The organism is Nocardiopsis terrae (assembly GCF_014651695.1).
Taxonomy (GTDB): Bacteria; Actinomycetota; Actinomycetes; order Streptosporangiales; family Streptosporangiaceae; genus Nocardiopsis; species Nocardiopsis terrae.
This window is the reverse complement of the sequence record NZ_BMXJ01000006.1, coordinates 90,333-113,151: the sequence shown is the minus strand read 5'-3', so window position 1 is coordinate 113,151 and position 22,819 is coordinate 90,333. Positions and strand designations below refer to the sequence as shown.

General features: G+C 71.5%; 16 protein-coding genes. 5 read left to right on the top strand and 11 right to left on the bottom strand.

Translation table 11 applies throughout. The annotated features are described in order from the left end of the window. Positions 1 to 143 precede the first annotated feature (143 nt). Positions 144 to 1,478, top strand: a complete 1,335-nt coding sequence (locus IE195_RS17610) for an MFS transporter (protein WP_191272863.1) — start codon at positions 144 to 146, stop codon at positions 1,476 to 1,478. Here IE195_RS17610 and IE195_RS17605 read toward each other — a convergent pair. Further along, a complete protein-coding gene (locus tag IE195_RS17605; protein ID WP_191272861.1) occupies positions 1,378 to 2,814 on the bottom strand; it encodes an amidase in 1,437 nt (478 codons plus the stop codon). The two genes, IE195_RS17610 and IE195_RS17605, sit on opposite strands and share 101 nt — an antisense overlap. Before the next feature lie 211 nt (positions 2,815 to 3,025). Here IE195_RS17605 and IE195_RS17600 point away from each other — a divergent pair, with 211 nt between their 5' ends. After that, on the top strand, positions 3,026 to 3,811 hold the full coding sequence (locus IE195_RS17600; RefSeq protein WP_191273686.1) for a nuclease-related domain-containing protein: 786 nt from the start codon (positions 3,026 to 3,028) through the stop codon (positions 3,809 to 3,811). 238 nt (positions 3,812 to 4,049) lie between these two features. Continuing rightward, positions 4,050 to 5,912: a dihydroxy-acid dehydratase gene (gene ilvD / locus IE195_RS17595; RefSeq protein WP_191272859.1), complete on the top strand. Its 1,863-nt coding sequence runs from the start codon at positions 4,050 to 4,052 to the stop codon at positions 5,910 to 5,912. An 11-nt stretch (positions 5,913 to 5,923) separates the two neighbouring features. Here the strand turns inward: ilvD and IE195_RS17590 are convergent, their stop codons facing one another. Together IE195_RS17590 and IE195_RS17585 are read right to left on the bottom strand one after the other, a co-directional pair. After that, entirely contained in the window at positions 5,924 to 6,130 is a 207-nt protein-coding gene (locus IE195_RS17590; RefSeq protein ID WP_191272857.1) for an FmdB family zinc ribbon protein, read from the bottom strand. A gap of 129 nt (positions 6,131 to 6,259) precedes the next feature. Continuing rightward, positions 6,260 to 6,760, bottom strand: a complete 501-nt coding sequence (locus IE195_RS17585; RefSeq protein WP_191273684.1) for an HNH endonuclease — start codon at positions 6,758 to 6,760, stop codon at positions 6,260 to 6,262. A gap of 381 nt (positions 6,761 to 7,141) precedes the next feature. Here IE195_RS17585 and IE195_RS17580 point away from each other — a divergent pair, with 381 nt between their 5' ends. Continuing rightward, a complete protein-coding gene (locus IE195_RS17580; RefSeq protein WP_191272855.1) occupies positions 7,142 to 9,235 on the top strand; it encodes a prolyl oligopeptidase family serine peptidase in 2,094 nt (697 codons plus the stop codon). A gap of 198 nt (positions 9,236 to 9,433) precedes the next feature. Beyond that, positions 9,434 to 9,871 (top strand): acyl-CoA thioesterase, encoded by a 438-nt coding sequence (locus IE195_RS17575; RefSeq protein ID WP_191272853.1) that lies wholly within the window; start codon positions 9,434 to 9,436, stop codon positions 9,869 to 9,871. Between the two features lie 36 nt (positions 9,872 to 9,907). Here IE195_RS17575 and IE195_RS17570 read toward each other — a convergent pair whose 3' ends face one another. The 8 genes from IE195_RS17570 to cobA form a co-directional block, all read right to left on the bottom strand. After that, positions 9,908 to 10,459, bottom strand: a complete 552-nt coding sequence (locus IE195_RS17570; protein ID WP_191272851.1) for a globin — start codon at positions 10,457 to 10,459, stop codon at positions 9,908 to 9,910. A 114-nt stretch (positions 10,460 to 10,573) separates the two neighbouring features. Beyond that, a complete protein-coding gene (locus IE195_RS17565; protein WP_225942353.1) occupies positions 10,574 to 11,338 on the bottom strand; it encodes an arginase family protein in 765 nt (254 codons plus the stop codon). Positions 11,339 to 11,531: 193 nt separating this feature from the next. Further along, positions 11,532 to 13,196 carry an energy-dependent translational throttle protein EttA gene (ettA, locus tag IE195_RS17560; protein WP_191272849.1) on the bottom strand — a complete coding sequence of 555 codons (1,665 nt, stop codon included), beginning with the start codon at positions 13,194 to 13,196 and terminating at the stop codon, positions 11,532 to 11,534. A gap of 200 nt (positions 13,197 to 13,396) precedes the next feature. Beyond that, positions 13,397 to 14,512: a DUF4192 domain-containing protein gene (locus IE195_RS17555; protein ID WP_225942352.1), complete on the bottom strand. Its 1,116-nt coding sequence runs from the start codon at positions 14,510 to 14,512 to the stop codon at positions 13,397 to 13,399. 71 nt (positions 14,513 to 14,583) lie between these two features. After that, positions 14,584 to 15,939 (bottom strand): GGDEF domain-containing protein, encoded by a 1,356-nt coding sequence (locus IE195_RS17550; protein WP_191272847.1) that lies wholly within the window; start codon positions 15,937 to 15,939, stop codon positions 14,584 to 14,586. Between the two features lie 623 nt (positions 15,940 to 16,562). Then, positions 16,563 to 19,304, bottom strand: a complete 2,742-nt coding sequence (locus IE195_RS17545; protein ID WP_191272845.1) for a GTPase — start codon at positions 19,302 to 19,304, stop codon at positions 16,563 to 16,565. Further along, a complete protein-coding gene (locus IE195_RS17540; RefSeq protein WP_191272843.1) occupies positions 19,301 to 21,193 on the bottom strand; it encodes a dynamin family protein in 1,893 nt (630 codons plus the stop codon). The genes IE195_RS17545 and IE195_RS17540 overlap by 4 nt, the downstream gene beginning before the upstream one ends. Before the next feature lie 120 nt (positions 21,194 to 21,313). Next, positions 21,314 to 22,594, bottom strand: coding sequence for a uroporphyrinogen-III C-methyltransferase (cobA, locus tag IE195_RS17535; RefSeq protein WP_195826294.1), 1,281 nt, complete (start codon positions 22,592 to 22,594; stop codon positions 21,314 to 21,316). Positions 22,595 to 22,819 lie beyond the last annotated feature (225 nt).

The window sequence follows — 22,819 nt, the reverse complement described above, 5'->3', positions numbered from 1 at the left end:
GGGCAGAAGATCCCGTCAGCCCTGTTTCTGTGTTCCCCATGGACCTCCCCTTTCCCACGACTTTTCGTCACCGTCCCGCGTTCGGGCAGTACGGGGCGCTCATCCCGTCGCGGATGTCGTGGACGAACTGCATAATCGGTGTCGTGCTCGCGAACTACCGGCGGCTCTTCGCCGTTCCCCACGTCCTGTCCCTGTTGAGCTGGTCCCTGGCGGCCCGGTTCTACACCCCGGGGCTGATGATCGCGGTCACCTTCCTGGTACAGGGCTGGACGGACTCCTACACGCTGGCCGGTCTGGTCGCCGGTGCCTTCACCCTGGGCATAGCCCTGGTCGGGCCGCTGCGCGGGCGGATGGCGGACCGCGGCAACAGCGACCGGCTGGTGCTGGTGTGCGGGGTGGTGTTCACCGTCGGCCTGACGACCCTGGCGCTGCTGCCCGCGTCCGTGTGGTGGCTGTCGGTTCCCCTAGCCCTGGGCACCGGGCTCTTCGGCACCCCGGCCAACCAGATCGTGCGCGCGCTGTGGCCGCGGCTGACCAGCGGCCCGGAGCGGCAGGCCGTCTACGCGGCCGAGGCGACCACCCAGGAACTGCTGTTCGTCTTCTCCCCGATCCTGACCGCCGGTGTCGTGGCGATGGCGGGAGCGCGCTGGGCCCTGTTGCTCTTGGGTGTTCTGGGGCTGATGGGCGCGGTGGGGTTCGCGTTGTCACTGCGCCGGGCAGGGGTGACCGGTCCGGCCCCGCGGGAGGCCGAGGGGGACGGTGGTTCCACCGGCGGGGGCCGGGGCACCGGTGCCCGTCCCGGTCGCAGCCTGCTGCTCCACCCGGCACTGTGCCTAGTGTTCGTGATGTGCATGCTCATCGTCTCCGGCGTGGTCAACATGGACCTGGTGATCGTCGCCTGGGCCAACGAGTTGAACGCACCCCAGTACGTGATGGCGCTGGCCTCGGTGTGGGCCCTGGGCTCCCTGGTCGGCGGTGCGGTCGCCGGCGCGGTGAAGGGCACCCCGAGGCTCCGGCTGCGGGCCTTCGCGGCGGCCCTGGGGATCGCGGTGCTGGTCCCGTTCGTCCCGCCGGTCACCCATCTGTCCACGCCCCTGCTGATCACCCCGCTGCTCTTCGTGTCGGGGCTGGCGATAGCGCCCACCCTGGCCGCCGTGATGGGACGGCTGGGCGAGACCGCGCCCTCCCACCGGCGGGCGGAGGCGTTCGGGTGGATGGCCACGGCGATGGGGGCCGGGAGCGGCCTCGCCGGTCCGGTGGCCGGAGCCCTGGTGGACACCCACGGGATCGCGGGCGGGGTACTGGGCGCGACCGGACTACTCCTGCTGGCCGCAGTACTGAGCCTGTTCCTGCCCCGCCCGGCCGCGCCGGCTCCGGTCAGTGCCACCCCTCGGGAACCCGGTGCGCCCATGGACGGGCCCGCTCCAACTGGGCCGACAGGGACAACAGGGTCCCCTCCCCGCCCCGCGGGCCGGTGAGCATCACACCGATCGGCAGCCCGCCGCGCGACCAGTGCAGCGGGACGTTCACCGAGGGCTGCCCGGACACGTTGTAGAGCGAGGTGAAGGGGGTGAACTCGGTCATGAGCCGGAACTCGTCCGCGGGACCGCCCGAGGTGAAGTGTCCGACCGGCACCGGGGGGCGGGCCAGGGTGGGGGCGAGCACGGCGTCGAAGCGCGCCGTGTCCGTCAGCATCGCGCGTGTGCCGTGCAGGAGCCGGGCGCTGGCCGCGAGGTACTCGGGGAGCGGGGTGGCGCGGGCGCTTTCGCGCAGCCACCGGTAGATCGGGGTCAGTTCGCCCTCGCGCGCGGGGTCGACGGGGGTGACCGAGGCGGTGGCCGCCCACAGGTACCGGAAGTCCTCGGCGAAGGTCCCGCCGAAGGCGGTGTCGGCGGGGTTGTCGATCTCCTCGACCTCGTGGCCCAGGTCCAGGAGCGTTCGGGTGGCCTCCTCGTGGGCGGCGAGCACGTCGGGGTGTACGGGGATCCCGGCGGAGCCGGTGTCGGCGTAGCGTCCGATGCGCAGTCTTCCCGGTTCGCGGCGGGCGTGGTCGGCGAAGGTCCGGCCGGGCGGCAGCGGCGGGGCGGTGTAGGGGTCGCCGGGCAGGTTGACCGCCATGACGTCCAGGAGGAGGGCCGCGTCCAGGACCGTCCGGGTGAGGGGGCCCGCCGTGGAAAGGCCCGTCAGGTCGACCTGGGCGGGGCCGCCGGAGATCCGTCCCCGGGTGGGTTTGAGGCCGAACAGGCCGCAGGCGCTGGCGGGGATGCGGATGGATCCGCCGCCGTCGCTGGCCTGTGCTGCGGGTGCGAGCCCGGCGGCCACCGCCGCGGCGGCGCCACCGCTGGACCCGCCCGGGGAGAGGTCGGTGTCCCAGGGGTTGCGGCTGGGCGGCGCAACCTCGTTCTCGGTGTAGCAGGTCGCACCGAACTCGGGGGTGTTGGTCTTGCCGAGGAAGACCGCGCCGGCGGCGCGCAGTTGGGCGACCACGGCGGAGTCGGCGGGGGCCGGGAGGCCGGGGACGGCACGTGAGCCGAAGGTGGTGCGGACACCGGCGAGGGTGTCCAGGTCCTTGATGGGCAGGGGGACGCCGAGAAGGGGCGGCAGTTCGTCCGGCGTGTCGCTCAACACCCGCTTCTCCGCATTTCGGGCCTGTTCCAAGGCCAATTCCTCAGTGACCGTAACGTAGGCACCGCAACGCTCGCCAAGCCGCCGAATTCGTTCCAGATAGTACTCAGCGATCTCAACAGGCGACAGTTCACGACTGCGGACCAAGGCCGCGAGTCGGTGCACGGGAAGGTCGTGGATTCGGGTCATGGCACCCGAGATTAACCGGGTGGTCCAACGGGCACCACGGCGGTGAGGCGGGACTTCTCCAGAGAGGTGGCCAAAGATCAGTCCTTCCCCGCCCCGCCGCCCACAACACGTATGGACACAGGGGCACAGGGGAAGAAAAGTGTGAGAAGTAATGCACTAGGACTCGGATATGGATGGAACTAACCTGTCCGTCGTGGAATCGGCAACCAGAGTGAACGGTCGTAGCCCATCGTCCGAAGGGTCGAAGCCCGAACGACCCGAATCCCTCTTCTTCCCCAACCAGCGCAAGGAATCCAGCGCCTCGAACACCAGGGCCCTCTACGGGGCCCTGAAGTCCAACGAGGCCGCGCGCAGGTGGGTCGTCCGGGGGCTGGTCGCGGCGGCGGCCGCGGGCGCCTTCGGCATGCTCACCGGCGACTGGAGGATCGGCTTCACCTTCGGACTCCTCACCCTGGTCTCGGTCATGGTGTGGAGCGCCCGGCGTGAGTCCGAGATCCCCCGCTGGCGCAAGCCCTCGGCGGCGCAGCGCCGCACCGAGGCCCAGCTCAAGCTCATGAAGCAGCTCGGTTACCGCGTGCTTCACGCACGCGCCGTACCCGGTGGCAACGGCCAGATCGACCACTTCATCGTGGGTCGGCGCGGTGCGTTCGCCATCGACTCGGAGTCCTGGGACAAGCGTCTCCCGCTGCGCAACAAGCTGGAGAAGCTCTACCACGGCCGGTTCAGCAAGAACGAACGGATCGACGAGGCCCTGGAGGAGGCCAAGCGCGCGGAGGAGCTCATCAGCAAGGAGCTCGGCCGGGACATCTCGGTGCGCGCCTCCCTGGCCATCTACGGCCCGGGCATGCCCTGGGACAGCCACCGGCTGCGGGGCGTGGACATCATCACCGGAACCAAGGTCCGCAAGTGGTTGCGCAGCGGGCGCGACCGCCTGAGCGAAACGGAGATCGAGGAGATCTACCAGGCCGCGAAGAAAGCCCTGCCGCCCCGCCACTGACGCCGTCCCGCCCCTCCCTCCCGGGCCCGGGAGACCACACCGCCGTGGTCTCCCGGGCCCGGGCCGTGTACGGGTCCCGCCAGGACCCGCTCCACCGGGCCCCACCAGGGCCGAAACCGGCACCCCCACCCAGCCCATCTCAACATGCGGAACACCTGTCTTTCGGGGCGAGACCGAAGCTGTTCCCCGAGGGGACTACCATCGAGGGGAAACACCCGTAACGATGGGAGTACGCCCCATGCCCGCCCTACGCTCACGCACGGTCACCCACGGCAGGAACATGGCAGGCGCGCGCGCCCTCATGCGCGCCACCGGCGTGGAGCGGGAGGACTTCGGCAAGCCCATCGTGGCCGTGGCCAACAGCTTCACCGAGTTCGTGCCCGGACACGTGCACCTGCGCGAGGTCGCCGAGGTCGTCGCGAACGCCATCCGCGAAGCCGGCGGAGTCCCCCGCGAGTTCAACTCCATCGCCGTCGACGACGGCATCGCGATGGGCCACGGGGGCATGCTGTACTCGCTGCCCAGCCGCGAGCTCATCGCCGACTCCCTCGAGTACATGGTCAACGCGCACTGCGCCGACGCCCTGGTGTGCGTGTCCAACTGCGACAAGATCACCCCGGGCATGCTGCTCGCGGCGATGCGCCTCAACATCCCCACCGTGTTCGTCTCCGGCGGCCCCATGGAGGCCGGAAAGGTCACGGTGGTCGACGGCACCGCCACCACGGTCCGCAAGCTCGACCTGATCAACCCCATGATCGCCGCGGCCGACGAGAGCGTCTCCCAGGCCGAGCTGGACGAGATGGAGGAGAACGCCTGCCCGACCTGCGGTTCCTGCTCGGGCATGTTCACCGCCAACTCGATGAACTGCCTCACCGAGGCCCTGGGCCTGGCCCTGCCCGGCAACGGCACGGTCCTGGCCACGCACACCGCCCGCAGGGCCCTGTACGAGGACGCCGGACGCCGGGTCGTGGAGGCCGCCAAGCGCTACTACGAGGACGACGACTCCTCGGTGCTGCCGCTGTCCATCGCCACCCCGGCCGCCTTCGGCAACGCCATGGCCCTGGACGTGGCCATGGGCGGTTCCACCAACACGATCCTGCACCTGCTGGCCACCGCCACCGAGGCCGGAGTGGACTTCGGGCTGCCCGAGATCGACGAGGTCTCCCGACGCGTCCCCTGCCTGTGCAAGGTCGCGCCGAACACCGAGAAGTACCACATCGAGGACGTGCACCGGGCCGGCGGCATCCCCGCCATCCTGGGCGAACTGGCCCGCGGTGGCCTGCTCGACACCTCGCTGCCGACCGTGCACGGCAAGACCATCGGAGAGTTCATCGGCGAGTGGGACATCGCCTCGGACACCGTGCTGCCCGAGGCCGTGGAGCTCTTCCACGCCGCCCCCGGCGGCAGGCGCACCACCAAGGCCTACTCGCAGAGCGTCCGGTGGGACACGCTGGACGAGGACCGGGAGGAGGGCTGCATCCGCTCGGTGGAGCACGCCTACACCAGGGACGGCGGCCTGGCCGTCCTGTTCGGCAACCTCGCCCCGGACGGCGCCATCGTCAAGACCGCCGGTGTGGAGGAGGAGCTGTGGACCTTCTCCGGGCCCGCCAAGGTGTTCGAGTCGCAGGATGACGCCGTCGACGGCATCCTCAACAAGCAGATCGAGCCCGGTGACGTGGTCGTCATCCGCTACGAGGGCCCCAAGGGCGGCCCCGGCATGCAGGAGATGCTGTACCCGACGAGCTTCCTCAAGGGCCGCGGTCTCGGCAAGGCGTGCGCGCTCATCACCGACGGGCGCTTCTCCGGCGGCACCTCGGGGCTCTCCATCGGCCACGCCTCACCCGAGGCGGCCGCGGGCGGCGACATCGCCCTGGTCGAGGACGGCGACACCATCAGCATCGACATCCCCAACCGGGGCCTCGTGCTGGAAGTCGCCGAGGACGAGCTGGACGCCCGCCGGGAGCGCCTGCTCAAGGAACTGGGCCGGTTCCGGCCGCGCGACCGCCAGCGGCCGGTGACCGCCGCGCTGCGCGCCTACGCGGCGATGGCCACCTCGGCCTCGACCGGCGCGGCGCGCGACGTCAGCCAGATCGAGAAGTAGGGCCGACAGCCTCAGGAACAGCAGCCGCCCCCGCAGCAGCCTCCGCCACCGGAGGACGCGGGGGCGGCGGCGCGTCCGCCCACGGCCACGGTGGACAGCAGTCGGACGGTGTCACCGTGGCCCCGGGGGCAGTCGGCGGGGGCGTCGGAGTCCGCCATGGGGCGGGAGAGCTCGAAGGTGTCGCCGCACTCGCGGCAGCGGAAGTCGTATCTGGGCATGGGCCAAGGATAGGTCCCCGGTCCGGCCCCGGACAGGGGGGCGCCCCCGAGAGTCGCCGAGAGGGGTTCGGCGCTTTCGAGGGCGCTGTCTGGGCCGGGTGGGACGCCCGGTTCCGACCCTTGCGACCGCTATGCGGCCAGATGTGCCATGTACGGCTCCCACTGGGGGTCGCCGTGCAGGTCACCGTTGATCAACCGCCAGTGGGGGCCCTTGGGCACCTTGGGGGTGATGTGCAGCTCCCAGCCGATCTCGTCCAGGAACTTGTCCGCCTTCCGGTGGTTACACGGCTTGCAGGCCGCGACCACGTTCTCCCACACGTGGGCACCGCCGCGGCTGCGCGGGACGACGTGGTCGATCGTCTCGGCCTTCCTCCCGCAGTAACCGCAGATGTGCCTGTCCCGCCGCATGAGCGCCACCCGGGTGAGGGGCACCCTTCGGCTGTACGGGACGCTGATGTAGCGCCTGAGCCTGATCACCGACGGCACGTCGTAGGAACGTGTCGCCGAGTGCAGCACCGCCCCCGCTCCGTCATCGTGGACGACTTCCGCCTTCTCGCGCAGAACAAGCAGAATCGCCCTGCGCAGGGGCAGCGTCGTGAGCGGTTCAAAACTGGCGTTGAGCAGCAGCACGTGGCGGCGGGCGGTACCTGGTGGACCACCCTCCCGGCTGCGTCGGGCGCTCACAGCGTCGCCCCAACGGCCGTGTCCGACCGCCGTGTCTCCTCCCCGGCCAGCCGTTCGGCCAGCCAGGAAACCTCCCTGTGCACCGATCCGATGATCGGTGTCCTCTTACGCCTTGCCACACGGACCTCCCGGTGGTTCCCGCCGAGTTGCGTCCCGCATTCAGTTTGCTTGGTCGGACCACCCGGGCGCCACCCCAATTTGGTCCGGGCCACCCGGAAAACGCGCGTTGTCGCTTTCCGAGACCCATTGTGCGTCCGACAAACCCGGATTCACGTTGTCGCCGCGCCGAACACACACAGTGAGATAACGGTGGATAGGGTGCGAAGCATGCGTGAACTCCGCTATCCCCCGGCCACTCGGCTGGACATCGACGAAACCCTGCACGGCCACACGGTCCGTGACCCCTACCGGTGGCTGGAGGACGCCGACTCCACCGAGACCAAGGAGTGGTCCGCCGCCCAGGACACCCTGTACAACCAACTCTCCAGCGCGTACGAGACCCGCGACTGGTTCGCCGACCAGGTGCGTTCGCTGATGGGCGCCGGGCACGTCGGGGTACCCCTCTGGCGCGGTGAACGCCGTTTCCGCAGCCGCCGCAACCCCGGACAGGAGCACGCGGTGCTCCACGTCCGGGACGGCGGGGGCCCCGAACGCGCCCTGATCGACCCCGGGGCGCTCGACCCCTCCGGCCTGACCACCCTGGACGCCTGGCGGCCCTCACCGGACGGCCGGCTGCTCGCCTACCAGCTCTCCGAGGGCGGCGACGAGGAATCACTCCTGCGCGTCATCGACGTGGACTCCGGCGAGCTCGTCGACGAACCCATCGACCGCACCCGCTACAGCCCCGTGGCGTGGCTGCCCGACGGCTCGGCCTTCTACTACGTGCGCCGCCTGCCCGAGGACGAGGTGCCCGAGGACGAGACCTCCTACCACCGCAGGGTCTACCTGCACCGCCTGGGCACCCCCGCGGACCAGGACGCCCTGGTCTTCGGTGCGGGCAGGGACAAGACCGAGTACTTCGGGGTCTCCGTGAGCAGGGACGGGCGCTGGCTCCTGCTCACCTCCGTCAAGGGGACCTCCTCGGCCACCAACGCCTGGATCGCCGACCTGGCGGAGGGACCGCTGGAGAGCCCCCGCCTGGTGACCATCCAGGAGGACGTGGACCACGACCTGCACCCCGAGGTGGGCCGTGACGGCCGCCTGTACCTGTTCACCGACCGCGACGCCCCCCGCGGGCGCCTGTGCGTCACCGACCCGGCCGCCCCCGGCTACGAGAACTGGAGCACCCTGGTCGCGGAGGACCCCGAAGCGGTCCTGGAGGGCCACGCCCTGCTCGACGGAGAGGGACTCGACTCCCCCGAGCTGCTCGTGGCCTGGAGCCGGCACGCGATCAGCGAGATCAGCAGGCACGACGCGGGTTCCGGCGAGCGCCTGGGCACACTCGCGATGCCCGGCCTGGGCAGTCTCAACGGGCTCAGCACCCGCCCCGAGGGCGGGCACGAGGCGTGGTTCGGCTACACCGACAACACACACCCCTCGTCCGTGTACCACTACGACGCCCGGAGCGGGGAGGTGACGCGGTGGGCCGACCCGCCGGGCGAGATCGAGCTGCCCGGGGTACGCACCGAACAGGTCGCCTTCAGCTCGAAGGACGGCACCACCGTACGCATGCTGGTGGTCTCCCCGGCCGAGCCCGCGGACGGTCCGCTCCCGACCGTTCTCTACGGTTACGGCGGTTTCCAGATCTCCCTCACCCCGGGGTACTCGGCCGCGATCCTGGCCTGGGTGCGCGCCGGGGGCGTGTACGCCGTCGCCAACCTGCGCGGCGGGCTGGAGGAGGGCGAGGAGTGGCACCGGGGCGGCATGCTCGGCAACAAGCAGAACGTCTTCGACGACTGCGCCGCGGCCGCCGAACACCTGGTCTCCAGCGGGATCACCAGCACGGAGCGGCTCGCGGTCATGGGCGGCAGCAACGGCGGACTGCTGGTGGGCGCCATGGTCACCCAGCGACCGGACCTGTTCGCTGCCGCGGTGTGCTCCGCGCCCCTGCTCGACATGGTGCGGTACGAGCGGTTCGGCCTGGGCCAGCTGTGGAACGTGGAGTACGGCAGCGCCGAGGACCCCGAGCAGCTGGGCTGGCTGCTGGGCTACTCCCCCTACCACAACGTGCGTTCGGGTACCCGTTACCCGGCCACCCTGTTCACCGTGTTCGACAACGACACCCGGGTCGACCCGATGCACGCCCGCAAGCTGTGCGCCTGGATGCAGCACGCCACCTCGGCGCCGATCGGAGAACACCCGGTCCTCATCCGCAGGGAGGCCGAGGTCGGACACAGCTCCCGCTCGGTGAGCCGGAGCGTCGCCCTGACCTCCGAACAGCTCGCCTTCCTCGCCCACCACCTGGGCCTTTCGATCCCCTGACCAGGGCACCGGGCCCCTGTCGGAGAGATCAAGGACACAGGAACCGGACATCCCCTGCCGGGGTTCCCGCGAGGTGTCTTTGGGACAATCGGAGAAGACCACAGGCGTGTCCCGTGCGTCACGACGAGCGCGTGAGGCACGGGATACGCCCGACCCGGGGAGGACCATCCGGGAGAGCATCGGGAGAGGACCCAGGACGTGACACAGATCGAGGCCGAGAGCCCCACCAGCGCCGAGCCCCAGCGGTACGTACACCTGGCCCAGGTGCGCTACGCCGACCTTGACCCGCAGCAGCACGTCAACAACGTCCGGATGCTCACCTACCTGGAGGACGCCCGCGTGGGCTTCCTGAACTTCGGGGTCGGCGGCCACGACCCCGAGGCGTTCGGCGCCACGGTCGTGGCCCGCCAGGAGGCCGACTACGTCGCCCCGCTGCTGCCCCGCACCGACCCGGTGCGCGTGGAGCTGTGGGTGACCGAGGTGCGCAACGCCAGCTTCAGCATGGCCTACGAGATCCTCGACGACGAGCGGGTCTACCTGCGCGCCAGGACGGTCCTGGTCGGCTTCGACGTGGCGACGCAGAGCGCCCGACGCCTCAACGACGCCGAGCGCGCACTCCTGAACAAGTACTCCTGACGACCCGCGGACACCCCGAACGGTGTCCGGGAGGGTTCACCTCCTCAGGGAGATGGTGACGGCCTCGCCGTCGTCATCGTCCCCCGTGTCCCCGCTGTCGCGGCGCACCCTGCCGTCGCCGCCCACCCGCAGTGAGGTCGGGTTGGCCACCTCCGGGGGCGTGGCCTCCTCGGCGACGTTCACCATGCTGTGCGCGGCCATGACCATGTACTCCCAGAGCTGGCGCTCGAGGGCCTCGTGCAGGCCGAGGGAGTCCACGGCGGCGCGCATGTGCTGGAGCCACAGGTCGCGCTCGGTCGCGCCGATCCGGAACGGGACGTGCCGCATCCGCAGACGCGGGTGGCCGCGCTGCTCGTTGTAGGTACGCGGACCGCCCCAGTACTGGATGAGGAACAGGCGCAGGCGCTCCTCAGCGGGTCCCAGGTCCTCCTCGGGGTACATGGGCCGCAGCACGGGGTCGTCGGCGACGCCCTCGTAGAAACGGCGGACCAGGCGGGTGAAGGTCTGCTCACCGCCCACGGCCTCGTAGAACGTCATCTGTACGGGCTCTTCGCCCGCACCCTGGTGGTCATCACGCGCGGAAGTCATCGCGTCCAGGGTATGCCACGTTCGCGGGCTCCTCCGTGGGCCGTACGTCCCGGAACGGTTCCGCACCGTCCGGCGCCGGGGCGTGTTCGGCGGACAGGCCCCGGGGCGGCGCCGTCAGGCCGAGGCTTCCAGGAGCGCGGTGAGCAGGCGGTCCCGGACCCCTCCGTCAGCGTCCAGCTCCTCGTCGGGCGCCCAGGTGCACCCGACGCTCAGCGCGGTGACCCGGCCGGTTTCCAGGACCGTGCGGACGGCGGTGAGGACCTCGTCGGTCCGCGGGCCGCCCGGCGTGGGGAAGAGCAGACCGGGCGCTTCGGAGGCGTCGATGACGTCCAGGTCCACGTGGAGCAGGAGGGGGCCCTCCGGGAGCACCGTCGGCTCGATCCCGGCGACCGTGCTCCGCCGCACGGCGGACCCGCGCAGGTACTCCACCTCCGGTGGATCGAGGTCCCGTCCGTCGACGAGCAGGAGCCGCTCCTCGTCGATGTCACGCAGCCCCAACCGGTCGGTCGCCGGGTCCGGCCGGTAACCCGCGAGCACGCGCAACGGGATCCCGCCCTCGTAACCCGACGCGCTGGTCTGCATGGTCTGGACGTCCCCGTGCGCGTCGAACCAGACGACGGCGGGGTCCACCCCCGCCCGCTGCACCCCTGCGGTGGTGCCGAGAGCCACCATGCAGTCGCCGGACAGCACCTTCGGGACACGGCCCGCGCGCACGTGAGCGGCGACACGATCGGCGACCGCCCCGTGGAGCGCCGCCATCCGGGTCCACCTGTCGGCGTCCGGCAGGTCCGCCTCCACCGTCCCAACGCGTTCCGGCAGCCGGAACCGGAAGCGGGGCAGGTACTCGTCCAGGTGATAGGGCACGCACAGAATCGTCATGCCGGGACCCTAGCCGCGGCCGTGCCCGCCCGTACACGGGTTTTCCGCGGCCCCTCGGTTCCCCGCACGGCAGGGATCCGCCCCCGGTTCCGAGCACGACCTGCTCCGAGGCGCGACCCGCGCCCCGGGCGGACGAAGGCCCCGCCGTCCGGACGGATCCGGTCGGCGGGGCCCGTGTGCCCGAGCGGTGCGGCTAGTCGCGGGTGAGCTTGCGGTGGGTGACCGCGTGCGGGCGCGCGGCCTCCGGGCCCAGGCGCTCGACCTTGTTCTTCTCGTAGGACTCGAAGTTGCCCTCGAACCAGTACCAGGAGGAGCCCCCTTCCCACGCGAGGATGTGCGTGGCGACGCGGTCCAGGAACCACCGGTCGTGGGAGGTGATCACGGCGCAGCCCGGGAAGTCCAGGATGGCGTTCTCCAGCGAGCCGAGGGTCTCGACGTCCAGGTCGTTGGTGGGCTCGTCCAGGAGCAGCAGGTTGCCGCCCTGCTTGAGGGTGAGCGCCAGGTTGACGCGGTTGCGCTCACCGCCGGAGAGCACACCGGCGGACTTCTGCTGGTCCGAGCCCTTGAATCCGAAGGCGGCGACATAGGCGCGGCTGGGGATCTCGACCTTGCCGACCGTGATGAAGGACTCGCCGTCGGAGATGGTCTCCCAGACGTTCTTGGAGTCGTCGATACGGCCCCGGTACTGGTCCACGTAGGAGATGTCGACGGTGTCGCCGACCCTGATCTTGCCCTCGTCGGGGGTCTCCTCGCCGACGATCATCTTGAACAGGGTCGTCTTGCCGACACCGTTCGGGCCGATGATGCCGACGATGCCGTTGGGCGGCAGCGAGAAGCTGAGGTCCTCGATGAGCAGCCGGTCCTCGAAACCCTTGCTGAGGTTGCTGACCTCGACCACGGTGTTGCCCAGACGCGGACCCGGCGGGATCTGGATCTCCTCGAAGTCCAGCTTGCGGGTCTTGTCGGCCTCGGCGGCCATCTCCTCGTAGCGGGCCAGACGGGACTTGCTCTTGGTCTGGCGGGCCTTGGCGTTGGAGCGGACCCACTCCAGCTCGTCCTTGAGGCGCTTGGCCTTCTTGACGTCCTTCTGCCCCTCGACCTTCAGGCGGGCCTGCTTGGTCTCCAGGTAGGTGCTGTAGTTGCCCTCGTAGGGGTAGAACTGGCCGCGGTCCAGCTCCAGGATCCACGTGGCGACGTGGTCCAGGAAGTACCTGTCGTGTGTGATCGCGATGACGGTGCCCGCGTACTTGGCCAGGTGCTGCTCCAGCCAGTTCACGCTCTCCGCGTCGAGGTGGTTGGTGGGCTCGTCGAGCAGCAGGAGGTCGGGGGCCTCCAGCAGGAGCTTGCAGAGCGCGACGCGGCGCTTCTCACCACCGGAGAGCTGGGGGACGGAGGCGTCGCCGGGAGGGCAGCGCAGGGCGTCCATGGCCTGCGCCAGCTGGCTGTCGAGGTCCCAGGCGTTGCGGTGGTCGAGCTGCTCCTGGAGCTTGCCCATCTCTTCGAGGAGGTCGTCGGAGTAGTCCGTCGCCATCTTCTCGGCGATCTCGTTGAAGCGGTTCAGCATCGCCTTGGTCTCGGCGACGCCGTCCTCGACGTTCTCCAGGACCGACTTGTTCTCGTCGAGTCGGGGTTCCTGGGCGAGCAGGCCCACAGTGAACCCGGGCATGAGCCGCGCCTCACCGTTGGACGGCTGCTCGATGCCGGCCATGATCTTCAGCAGCGTCGACTTACCCGAGCCGTTGGGGCCCACGACACCGATCTTGGCTCCGGGCAGGAACGACCCCGAAACGTTGTCAAGGACGACCTTGTCGCCGTGCGCCTTGCGCACGTTTTGCATGGTGTAGATGTACTCCGGCATGCCTCCAAGCCTAGGGCGTCGGAAACGGTGCCCCCGCCATCACCGGGGCCCGCACGCGGGCCCCGGTGCCCGGAGGACGCCGACGCGTACCGGAGCACGTCGGCACGCCCCCCGCGCGGGACCGATACGGCCCGGGCGAAGCGACCCGGTCCCGGGCCGGAACCGACGGGGAAACCGACGGTCCGGTATCCCGGTCCGGTTCACCCCCGGTCGGGGCCGGAGAACTCCCCGTCCTCCGGTTGCTCCCCGCCGTCGAGGCGTGTGGCCACGAACCCGCGCCAGCGTTCGGCGGGCAGCCCCCACCTGAGGGCCCGGGCCATGAGCACCGCCATCGCGTACCCGGGGTCAGCCGCCAGGGCCACGTCCAGCGCCGCCCGGGCCAACCGCTGGTCGTCGTACTGCCAGGCGGCCACCGCGAGCAGTGCGGCAGGGGCCGGGCGGTGACGTTCGGGGACGTGGCGGACCACCCTGGACCAGAGGCGGACGTGGATCTCGGCGCTCTCGGGGGTGATACGGGTCCACACGGCGTCGCGCACCCTGAGTTCGGTGAGGCGGACGCCCAGCCGGGCCAGGGCCGCCGGTTCGGTCACCCTCCGGTGTCCCTCCCCGCGCAGCGCCGCGAGCACCTCGGGAAGCCACCGGTCCCTCAGGGCCTCCTCCGCGTCCTCCTGGCGGACCCGCTCCTCCTCCGCCTCCGCTGCCTCGGCGGCCTCCGCCCGCGGGGCACCGAGTACCGGATCCAGAAGGAACCGGGTACGGGCGCTGCCTCCCCCGCCGCCCGGCACCAGGCCGCGCAGGACCGCCTCGGCCGGCACCGGGGAGGCGTCGGGGTCGAAGGGCACGCCCCCGGGCGGGCAGCAGCCGGGATCGCGGCAGACGTAGGACCAGTAGCGGTTCCCCGTCACCCTGAGGGCCTCCGGGACCGGCAACCCCCTGGCCCCGGCCCGGGCCAGGAGCGCGTCCACGTGCGGGGTGACGCGTTCGGGAGGGCCGAAACCGGCCACGAGCATGCCGGTACCGCCGGCGGCCAGCGCCGCGTCGACGGCCGCCGTGCCGCTCCGGGCCGGGGTGAGGACGTGGTCCAGGTGGTCGAGTTCGCCGTACAGGACGCCCAGGACGCTCCCCCGCCCGAGCACGAGGGAGACCACCGCGTCGGTCAGGGGGTGGGTCACCAGGTAGGGCAGGGCGGCGAGGAGGTCGGCCGGGTTGCGCAACCGGAGGGGGACGGCTGCGGGATCGGGGGTGACGGACGGGTCTTCGAAGGGATCAGTGGAGGGTTCATGCTGATCACAGGGCATACCCTCACGTTCGGTCATCGGGAGCGCACCCGCAAGCGACCCCCGGCGAACCTGTGGAAAACCCACCCCGCCTCCGCCATCGCCACAGGTCAGGAAGGTTCTCCCGGGCTGCCAGCCGAATCGGGGATCTCACCGCCGCGAGGGCCCGGGATCTTCCCGCTCACCTCGGGTCGTCCGACCGGCAGGCACACGCGGTCGCGACCGGTCTCCTTCGCCCGGTAGAGCGCGAGGTCGGCCGCGGTCAGCAGTTCGACGAGGTCGTTGCCGTGGTCGCCGACGACGGCGACACCGACCGAGATGGTGATCGACACCTGGACGCCGTCCACCGCGATCTCCATCCGTCCGACCTGGGAGCGCAGTCGCTCCGCCGCCTGCCAGGCCTCCGTGGTGTCGGTTCCGGGCAGCATGACCACGAACTCCTCGCCGCCGAACCTGCCGAGCAGGTCGGACTGGCGCAGCTGCTGGGCTATGGTCGTCGCGACACCGAGGAGGACCTGGTCGCCGAACAGGTGGCCGTGGTTGTCGTTGACCCGCTTGAAGTGGTCGATGTCGACGATGAGCACCGCCGCGCGCCCCCGGGCCGAACGGGTCCTGGCGATCTCCGCGGCCGCCTCCTGCTCCCAGGTGGGCGCGTTGAGCAGACCGGTCTTGGGGTCGGTCCGGGCCGCGGCCTGCAACTGCTGGTACACCAGGCTGCGCTGGAGCAGAAGGACCGGTGGAACCGCGATGACCAGGAGGAACAGGGAGATCTGCCCGAGGATGGCGACGGTGACCCCGACACATAATTCGACGGAGTCCACGAGGAACGCCTCTCGGTCCCACATGCTGCGGATACCGCCCGACCCCCCGCTCAGTCCGGCGCCCATGAACACCAGGAACGTGTTCATCAGGGTGAACCCGGCGCAGCAGGCCAACGCGACGAACACACCGTTGACGGTGGTCAGGACCTGGTGTGCGGCCGGGGAACCGCCGATCCCGGCGAGCAGCCCCACCTCGGTACCGTGCCAGACCACCGAGGCGAGGAACCCCGAGACGCCCACGGAGGCCGCGTTGAACACCCGGCGGTGCGGCAGCGTGCGTCGGCTCCGGCGCTGGAGCAGCAGGTACACGGGCACCGGAATGAGAAGCGAGTACACCGGCGGCAGGAGAAGCATGGCCGGGAACCACCAGGCTCCCAGCAGGTCGCGGGTCAGGCCGGCCGGCATGTCGATGCGGCGAATGGCCTCCACACACACCACCGCGGAGACCACGAGGGCGAAGAAGAGCGTGAGGTCCAGAACGGTCAGGGCCGTCTGCGCGGCGGCCACCCCGAACAGGAACAACGCGACGAAGACCAACAGGAGCAGGTAGACGACCAGCCCGAGGGGCTGCTGGAAGATCGGCCAGGTCCGGCGGTCGCCGGGGCGGCGTTCCTCCGCCGCCATCGGCTTCTCCGAGATGCTCACCGCTCCATCCTCCCTCCCTGTGTCACCCTCTGCCTCCGGAGCCCTACACCTGACTCTGATGTGCCCACCGCCTCCCACGGTTCTCCTTTCGACGAACCGGATTCGCCCCGCGTTCCGCCGCGGTGCCACTCGGTGACCAGGGCGGCTCCACATCCTCCCTGGTGGGCCTCTGGCAAGCACACCCTCCCTACTTTACATTACTTTGGGTAATAACTTAATTGCCTATTGTATGTGCCTTGCAGGCTGAGGCTACCGCAGCCATCACCCTCTGTTCCAGAGGGGGTTGGTTGGCGTCACGATTTAGGGCATCCTGCCAGAGGGCGCCGACGGTTTCGGCCAGAAATCTGGTCCGGTTCGTCCGTCCGTCTGTCGTACCGACCGTTCGACGCCCGTCAGCACTCAGCACTCGAACCAAGGAGCATCACATGGCCAAGAAGGTCCTTCACTGGCTGTAGTCCCCCCTTCCTGACACGAGCGGGGACGGGCCGCCGACAGGCGGCCCGTCCCCGGTCCGGGCCGGCCGGGTCTCGTCCCGGCCGGCCTTCGCTGTGTTCGTGTGCTGCTGTGGTTCGCACGCCCCCGTGTACGTCCTGCGGGTGCGGCCCGATCCGGTGGCGGTTCCGTCAGTCCCGGATCCGCGCCACCTCGTAGGCGGCCCGGAAGGCCCGGTAGCGCGCCAGTTCCTCCTCCATCGGGGCGACGACCCTCAGGCCCGCGATCTCCCGGACCCGCTCCTGAGCGGCGCGCTCCACGTTCTCGCGGCGCTGGACGGCGGCGACCTCCACGAGGTTTCCGCAGCCCACCCCGGTCAGCCAGCCCACCAGGAGGCTGGCGCCGACCACGGCACCCGAGTAGGCGATGAAGACCGGGTCGTCGAACATCCGCAGGCCGGTGATACCGCCCCCGAGCCAGCTCAACAGGGACAGCAGCGCCCAGGCGAACCCCACCCCGGCCACGGCCAGCAGCGAGTACTGCACGGTCCGGGCCAACCGCCACCACGACGGGCTGCGGTCCGGGTCACCGACCGCGCCGGCGACGGCCTCGCCCAGTTCGGCGGGGAGTTCGGCGGCACCGCTGCGAGCCGCCGCCCGCATCCGGCGGCGCCACGGGCCGGGCATCCCCTCGGACACCTCGTCCGCGGCCTCACCCAGGGCCGTCTCCAACTCGGCCTCGTGCGCGTCGACCCGGCCGCCGACACCCGGTTCGTCACGGCGCAGGAAGTCCAACTGCACGGTGGCGAGGGGGTCCTTGCGGAGCTTGGCGACGTAGCGGGCCATCGGCCAGCCGACGCGGCGCTTGCCCCTGCGGACGTCGTTGGTCTCCACCACGTCGGCGACCGCGGTGACACCGGCCGCGTTGGCCAGCCCCTCCCGGACCCGGGACCGGGTCTGCACGGATACCGTCCCGGGGACCTCCCTGTCCCCGTAGAACTCCTCGAACGGCGCGATGACCTGGTCGAGGTCGGCGACGAGCCGGTCCACCAGGGCGTGCCGCTCGGTGACCGTCTCGCTCAGGAAGTCGCGCACGTCGCGAACACCCTGGCCGGTCACGGTGGAGGTGGTGATCACCCGCGGATGCACACCCGACTCCGACTCCAGGAGGCGGCGCAGGTCGGTGAGAAGCTCCTCCAGCTCGTCCGACGCGACCTTGTCGACCTGGTTGAGGACTGCGACGGTGACCGCACCGTGCCCGGCCATCTTGGCCAGGTAGCGGTGGTGCACGGCCGCGTCGGCGTACTTCTGCGGGTCGAGCACCCACACGAGCAGGTCGACGGAGCCGATGAGCCGGTCGGCCTCGGCGGTGTGCATGCTGCGGACCGAGTCGTGGTCGGGAAGGTCGAGCAGGACCAGGCCGGTCAGTTCGGAGTTGCCCGAGTCCAGGACGCTGGTGCGCGAGTGGCGGTACCGGGTGGGCACCCCCAGCCAGCTGAGGAGCGCGTCGGCGCCCTCGTGCCCCCACACACAGGCGTGTGCCTTGGAGGTGGTGGGGCGGGTGACGCCGGTCTGCGAGAGTTCGAGCCCGCACAAGGCGTTGAACAGGGAGGACTTGCCGCTTCCGGTACCTCCGGCCAGGGCCACGACCGTGTGTTCGCCGGACAGGCGCAGACGCGCCCCGGCGTGGTCGAGCAACTGCCCGGCCCGGCCCAGGACCTCCTCGGGCAGATCGTCCCGGCCGAGTTCGGCGAGGGTGCTCAGGGCGTCCAACCGCTCGATGAGCTCGGCCCGGCTGGTGGTACTGGTGGGCTGCCAGTGGTCGTGGGTGGTGGGGCGGTACTCCTCCTCGGGTTCCTCCGAGGCGGTGTCCTCCCGTTCGTACGCGGACCGGGCGTCCCACTCGGGTACGGCCCCGGGTTCCGTCCCGGGCGCGGTTTCCGTCCCGGGCGCGGAGGTCTCGGCACCGACCGCCCGGAAGGCTCCCGAGACCGCGGAGGGCCCGGGGACCCTGCGGGGCAGGGGCGGCGGGTCGTCGTCCGTGGTCCCGTGCGGTCCCCCGGCACCGGTGCCCGCGACGGGGTCCGCGGGGCCGATGGCTTCGGTGCGCTCGGGCTCCGGGGCCGCCTCGGGAGCGCGCTCCCCGGCCGTCTCCCCGTCCCGCTCGTCCTGTTCCGGGCCGGGCACCCAGGTGGCGGTGGCCCGTGTCCGCGTGGCGCCGGGCGCCGGGCGGCGGGTGTGGCGCCGGGGCGCATCCTCTGCCTCGGAGGCCTCCGGAGCGCTCTGGGCGGGCTGTTCCGCGGCCGGGTCGGCCGTCGGCTCCGCGGGGCGCTCGGTCTCCGGGGTGACCACCGGGAAGCTGCCGGTGCTGCGACCGGCGATGCGGGTGTCGTCAGCGGCCTCGGTAAGGCTGCCGACCCATCCCGCGAGGCCGTCGGGGTCGTCCTCCTGCGCGGTGTGACCCTGGCGGCGCCGCTCCCCCTCAGCGTCCGCCCAGGCGCGGGCGTGGCGCCCGAAACGCCGTTGCCGGGCCTTGGCGGCCTCCGCCGACTCAGCTTCCGGCCGTGTCGAAGCGTCGGTGACGGCTTCCGGGGCCTGCTGGGGCGCGTTCTGCGCCGCCCCGGCTCCGGAGGGATCCGGGTACCCGGCGATCCCGTCGTAGGCCGGGGGCTCGTGGGCGGGCGGTTCCTCCGCGGCCCGTTCACGCTCCTCGGCGTGCTCGGGATGCTCCGGCACCGGCATGGTGTAGCCGCGCCAGGGGCTGCTCTCGTAGGAGGCGGGGCCCCCGGACGGAGCGGGGGACGCGTGCCCCCGGGCGGGTTCGTCGTTCCAGGGTCCGGACGCGGCGGGTCCGCTCTCGCGCTCCTCGCCCTCGGCCCGGAGCTCCCCGTGGTCGGCGTCCCCCGCCTGGGGGGAGTTCCACTGAGTCGTCATCGTGCAATCTCAAGGTTGTACGTGGCCTGATAGAGCTGGACGGCGCTGTCCTCGGACGGGATGCCCGCCGCGGCCAGGGCGTGGTCGAAGGGCGTGCGCTCGTGGGAGAGCAGCCCGAGGACCCGCCGGCGCAGGTTCTCCCGTGCGCTCCCGCCGATGCTGCGCAACGACTGGGCGCCGAACAGCCCCTTGAGCAGGCGCTGCGGGGACGGCCCGGAGGCGTCGGCCGCGTGGGCGCCGCCTCCGGAGTTGGATCGTTCGTAACCGAGCAGGTCGATGATCATGACCAGGGCGACGATGTCGTGGTCAAAGGTGACGAAGCGGGCAACCGACCGCTTGGTGGCGCCGTTGGCCGCGGTCATCTCCGCGACCTCCCGCTGCCACTCGGTGATCTCCTGGCGGAGCTGCTTGGCGAGCGTGCCCGATCCAGGCTGGTCGAGGGCCCTGTCGGCCAGTGCGGCACCGCCGGGCACCTCCCGCCAGCGCTGTTCGATCTGTTCCGAGGCCCGCTCCTCGGCGGAGACCACCAGGGCCTCCAGGGCGTCTCGGACGGCCCGTTCCAGGGCGCTGACCCGCTGCCCGCGCTCGGCCTGTTCGGCACGGCCCTTGCGGGCGCGCCTGCCGCGCAGGCGCAGGCTCTTGGCGAGCTCACCGCTGGCCGCGACCTCCTGCCAGCGGGCCAGGAGGGAGCCGCGCAGCAGGGTGCCGTCGCCCAGGGCGGTGTCGATGCGCGCGGCCGCTCCCGCGTACGCGTCGTCGACGGCGGCCCCCAGGGAGCGTCCGGTCTCGATCTGCGCCTCCACCTGGCGGACGAGTTCGGGGACACGGGTGCGGAAGCTGTCGATGACACCGATGAAGGTGCGCCTGGAGACCCGGTCGCGCTGTTCGGCCTCTCCGGCCACGTCCGCCAGGTACTCGCGGATGTGGTCGGCGACGTTGGAGGTGAAGCGTTCGCCCTCGATCTGGTCGGTCTCGGGGATCGCGAAGCGGGCCGCGTTGCCCAGGCCGTTGGCCTCCAGCATCGCACCGAAGTGGTCCAGGAGCTGGCGGCGGCCCTTGCGGGGGACCCGGGACAGGACGACGGCCAGGGAGGTGTCCCGGTCCCGGGCCACCTGGAGGAACTCCCACACGCGCGCGTCCGCGTACCGGCCGCTGGTGGTGACGAACACCCACAGGTCGGCGGCGTCCAGGAACTTGGCGGCGAACTCGTGGTGGGCGGCGACGGCGGAGTCGACGTCGGGGGTGTCCAGGAGCGCCACGCCCGGGGGCATGGCCTCGGTGGCGGCGAGCACCAGCATGCCGTCCTTGCCCGGCATGGCCAGGCCCTGCTGGCGCACCCGGGGCAGGGAGGGGATGAAGGAGGCCTCGCTGAACCAGTCCACGTCGGCGGGGTTGCAGGCCAGCACCGGGCTGTTGGTGGTGGGCCGGCGCACGCCGGTGGTGGTGACCTGCTCGCCGACCAGGCTGTTGACCAGGGTCGACTTGCCCGCGCCGGTCGAACCGGCGACGGCGATGAGCAGGGGGATGTCGGGGCGGCGCACACGGGGCAGGACGTAGTCGGAAAGCTGGGCCAGGACGTCCTCCCGGAGCGCCCTGCCCTCCTCGGCGCCGACCAGACCCTCGGCGAAGTCGAGGTCGCGGATCTGCCTGCGCAGGGACTCCAGTACCTGCTCGAAGTGGTCGTCCTCGTTCGTGGGGGCCCGGTGCTTGGCCGGTCCGGCGGACACGGGGACCGTGGGCCCCCGGCGTCCGGCTTCGGTCCCGCCGGGCCGGGGCGCGGCTGGGGCGCCCGGGGCGGCGGGCTGGGCGGAGGTGGGGTCCGGTCCGGTTCCGAACCGGTCCGAGGCACCGGATCCCGAGGCGTCCGGTGCGGCCGACGGCCGGGTCATGATCGGTATGCCCTCCTCATCGAGTGTCTGGGGCGGGTGCCCCTCCGCCAGGGAGGGGGCCCGTTACCGGTACTGAGGTTCCCCCGTCGGCCCCGCTGGCGTGCGCCGCCGCCAGAGGTCCTAGTGGAGATCGCGCCCGGTCGCCATTCGATCGATCTCGACCTGGGCTCCCGTGTGCAGTATGTCAAGATCCCGCGCTGTTTTGACCACTTCTCCGATGATCACCACGGCGGGGGGCCGGACTTGGGCCGCTCGGACCGAGGCGGCGATGTCCGCCAGCGTACCCGTCACCGTCCGCTGACCCGGCAGAGTCGCCTCCTGGACCACCGCCACGGGGGTCTGCGGGGACCGGCCGTGCTCGATCAGGGCCTCGGTGATGGCCTCGATCCGCTGCACACCCATGAGGGCGACCACGGTGCCGTCGGCCCGGGCCAGCCCGGCCCAGTCGACCGTGGAGCGGCCGTCACCCGGGGCGACGTGCGCGGAGACGATGTGCACGTCCTGGGAGACGCCCCGGTGCGTGGCGGGGATGCCGGCGCTGGCGGGGGCTGCCAGGGCACTGGTGACACCGGGGACGGCGGTCACGGGGATCCCGGCGGCCGCGCAGGCCGCGGCCTCCTCACTGCCCCGGCCGAAGAGGAAGGAGTCGCCGCCCTTGAGGCGGACCACGAACTTGCCCTCCCTGGCGCGCTCGACGAGGACGGAATTGATCGCCTCCTGCGCCATGGAGCGGCCGTAGGGGATCTTGGAGGCGTCCACGATCTCGACGTCCGCGGGCAGGCGGTCCAGGAGGGAGGTCGGTGCGAGGCGGTCCACGACCACCACGTCGGCCTGGGACAGGAGCTGCTGGCCCCGGACCGTGATGAGGCCGGGGTCGCCGGGGCCGCCGCCGACCAGGGCGACGCCGCGCAGGCGTTCACGGCCGCGCCGGGCGTCCAGGGTGCCGTCGGTCAGTCCGTCGATGACGGCGTCGCGCAGACCGGCGGAGCGGCGCGGGTCACCCGAGGCGACCACGCCGACGGTGATGCCGTTGGCGGAGCCGCTGGCGGGGGTCCACGCGGAGGAGGCGTGCCGGTCGTCCGCGCGCACGCACCAGATCCGCGCGCCCTCGGACTCCTCGGCGACGGCCGCGTTGACCTCGGGCGAGTCCGTGGCCGCGTGCACGAGCCAGAAGAGGGGCGCCTCGGGGCCGCGGACGTCACCCGGCTCCCAGGCGCGGCGAAGCCAGGTCAGGTGCCCGGCGGCGGCGAGGTCCTCGAGCGCGGCGGACACCTCCGGAGAGATGAGGGTGACGCGGGCACCGGCCTCGAGCAGGACGGGGACCCGGCGTTGGGCCACCCTCCCGCCTCCGACGACGAGGACGTCACGGTCCCGCATGCGCAAGCCAAGGAGATAGGTCACGGATCGCACCCCTTCGGTCGTCCGCACCGGCCCCCGGCTTCGACGGCGGGGTGCGCGCGTGGGAGATGGGCCCCGCGCGCCGCCGGCGATATTCGGCGATTGCTCCAAATTACCTTGTCAAAGCGGTGTTACATCGCGGTAAAGGGGTGACCCCCGAAGGGCGTGACCCAGGACGCATCCACCCCCGGGCCCCGACCCCTGCGGCCGGGGCCCGTCGTTCGCTCC

What these genes read in the sequence shown, in the direction of transcription:
- IE195_RS17565 (WP_225942353.1), bottom strand. Translation starts at nt 11,338, where the DNA reads ATGACGATTCTGTGCGTGCCCTATCACCTGGACGAGTACCTGCCCCGC.
- IE195_RS17605 (WP_191272861.1), bottom strand. Translation starts at nt 2,814, where the DNA reads ATGACCCGAATCCACGACCTTCCCGTGCACCGACTCGCGGCCTTGGTC.
- IE195_RS17540 (WP_191272843.1), bottom strand. Translation starts at nt 21,193, where the DNA reads ATGACCCGGCCGTCGGCCGCACCGGACGCCTCGGGATCCGGTGCCTCG.
- IE195_RS17590 (WP_191272857.1), bottom strand. Translation starts at nt 6,130, where the DNA reads ATGCCCAGATACGACTTCCGCTGCCGCGAGTGCGGCGACACCTTCGAG.
- IE195_RS17555 (WP_225942352.1), bottom strand. Translation starts at nt 14,512, where the DNA reads ATGACCGAACGTGAGGGTATGCCCTGTGATCAGCATGAACCCTCCACT.
- IE195_RS17570 (WP_191272851.1), bottom strand. Translation starts at nt 10,459, where the DNA reads ATGACTTCCGCGCGTGATGACCACCAGGGTGCGGGCGAAGAGCCCGTA.
- ettA (WP_191272849.1), bottom strand. Translation starts at nt 13,196, where the DNA reads ATGCCGGAGTACATCTACACCATGCAAAACGTGCGCAAGGCGCACGGC.
- IE195_RS17545 (WP_191272845.1), bottom strand. Translation starts at nt 19,304, where the DNA reads ATGACGACTCAGTGGAACTCCCCCCAGGCGGGGGACGCCGACCACGGG.
- ilvD (WP_191272859.1), top strand. Translation starts at nt 4,050, where the DNA reads ATGCCCGCCCTACGCTCACGCACGGTCACCCACGGCAGGAACATGGCA.
- IE195_RS17580 (WP_191272855.1), top strand. Translation starts at nt 7,142, where the DNA reads ATGCGTGAACTCCGCTATCCCCCGGCCACTCGGCTGGACATCGACGAA.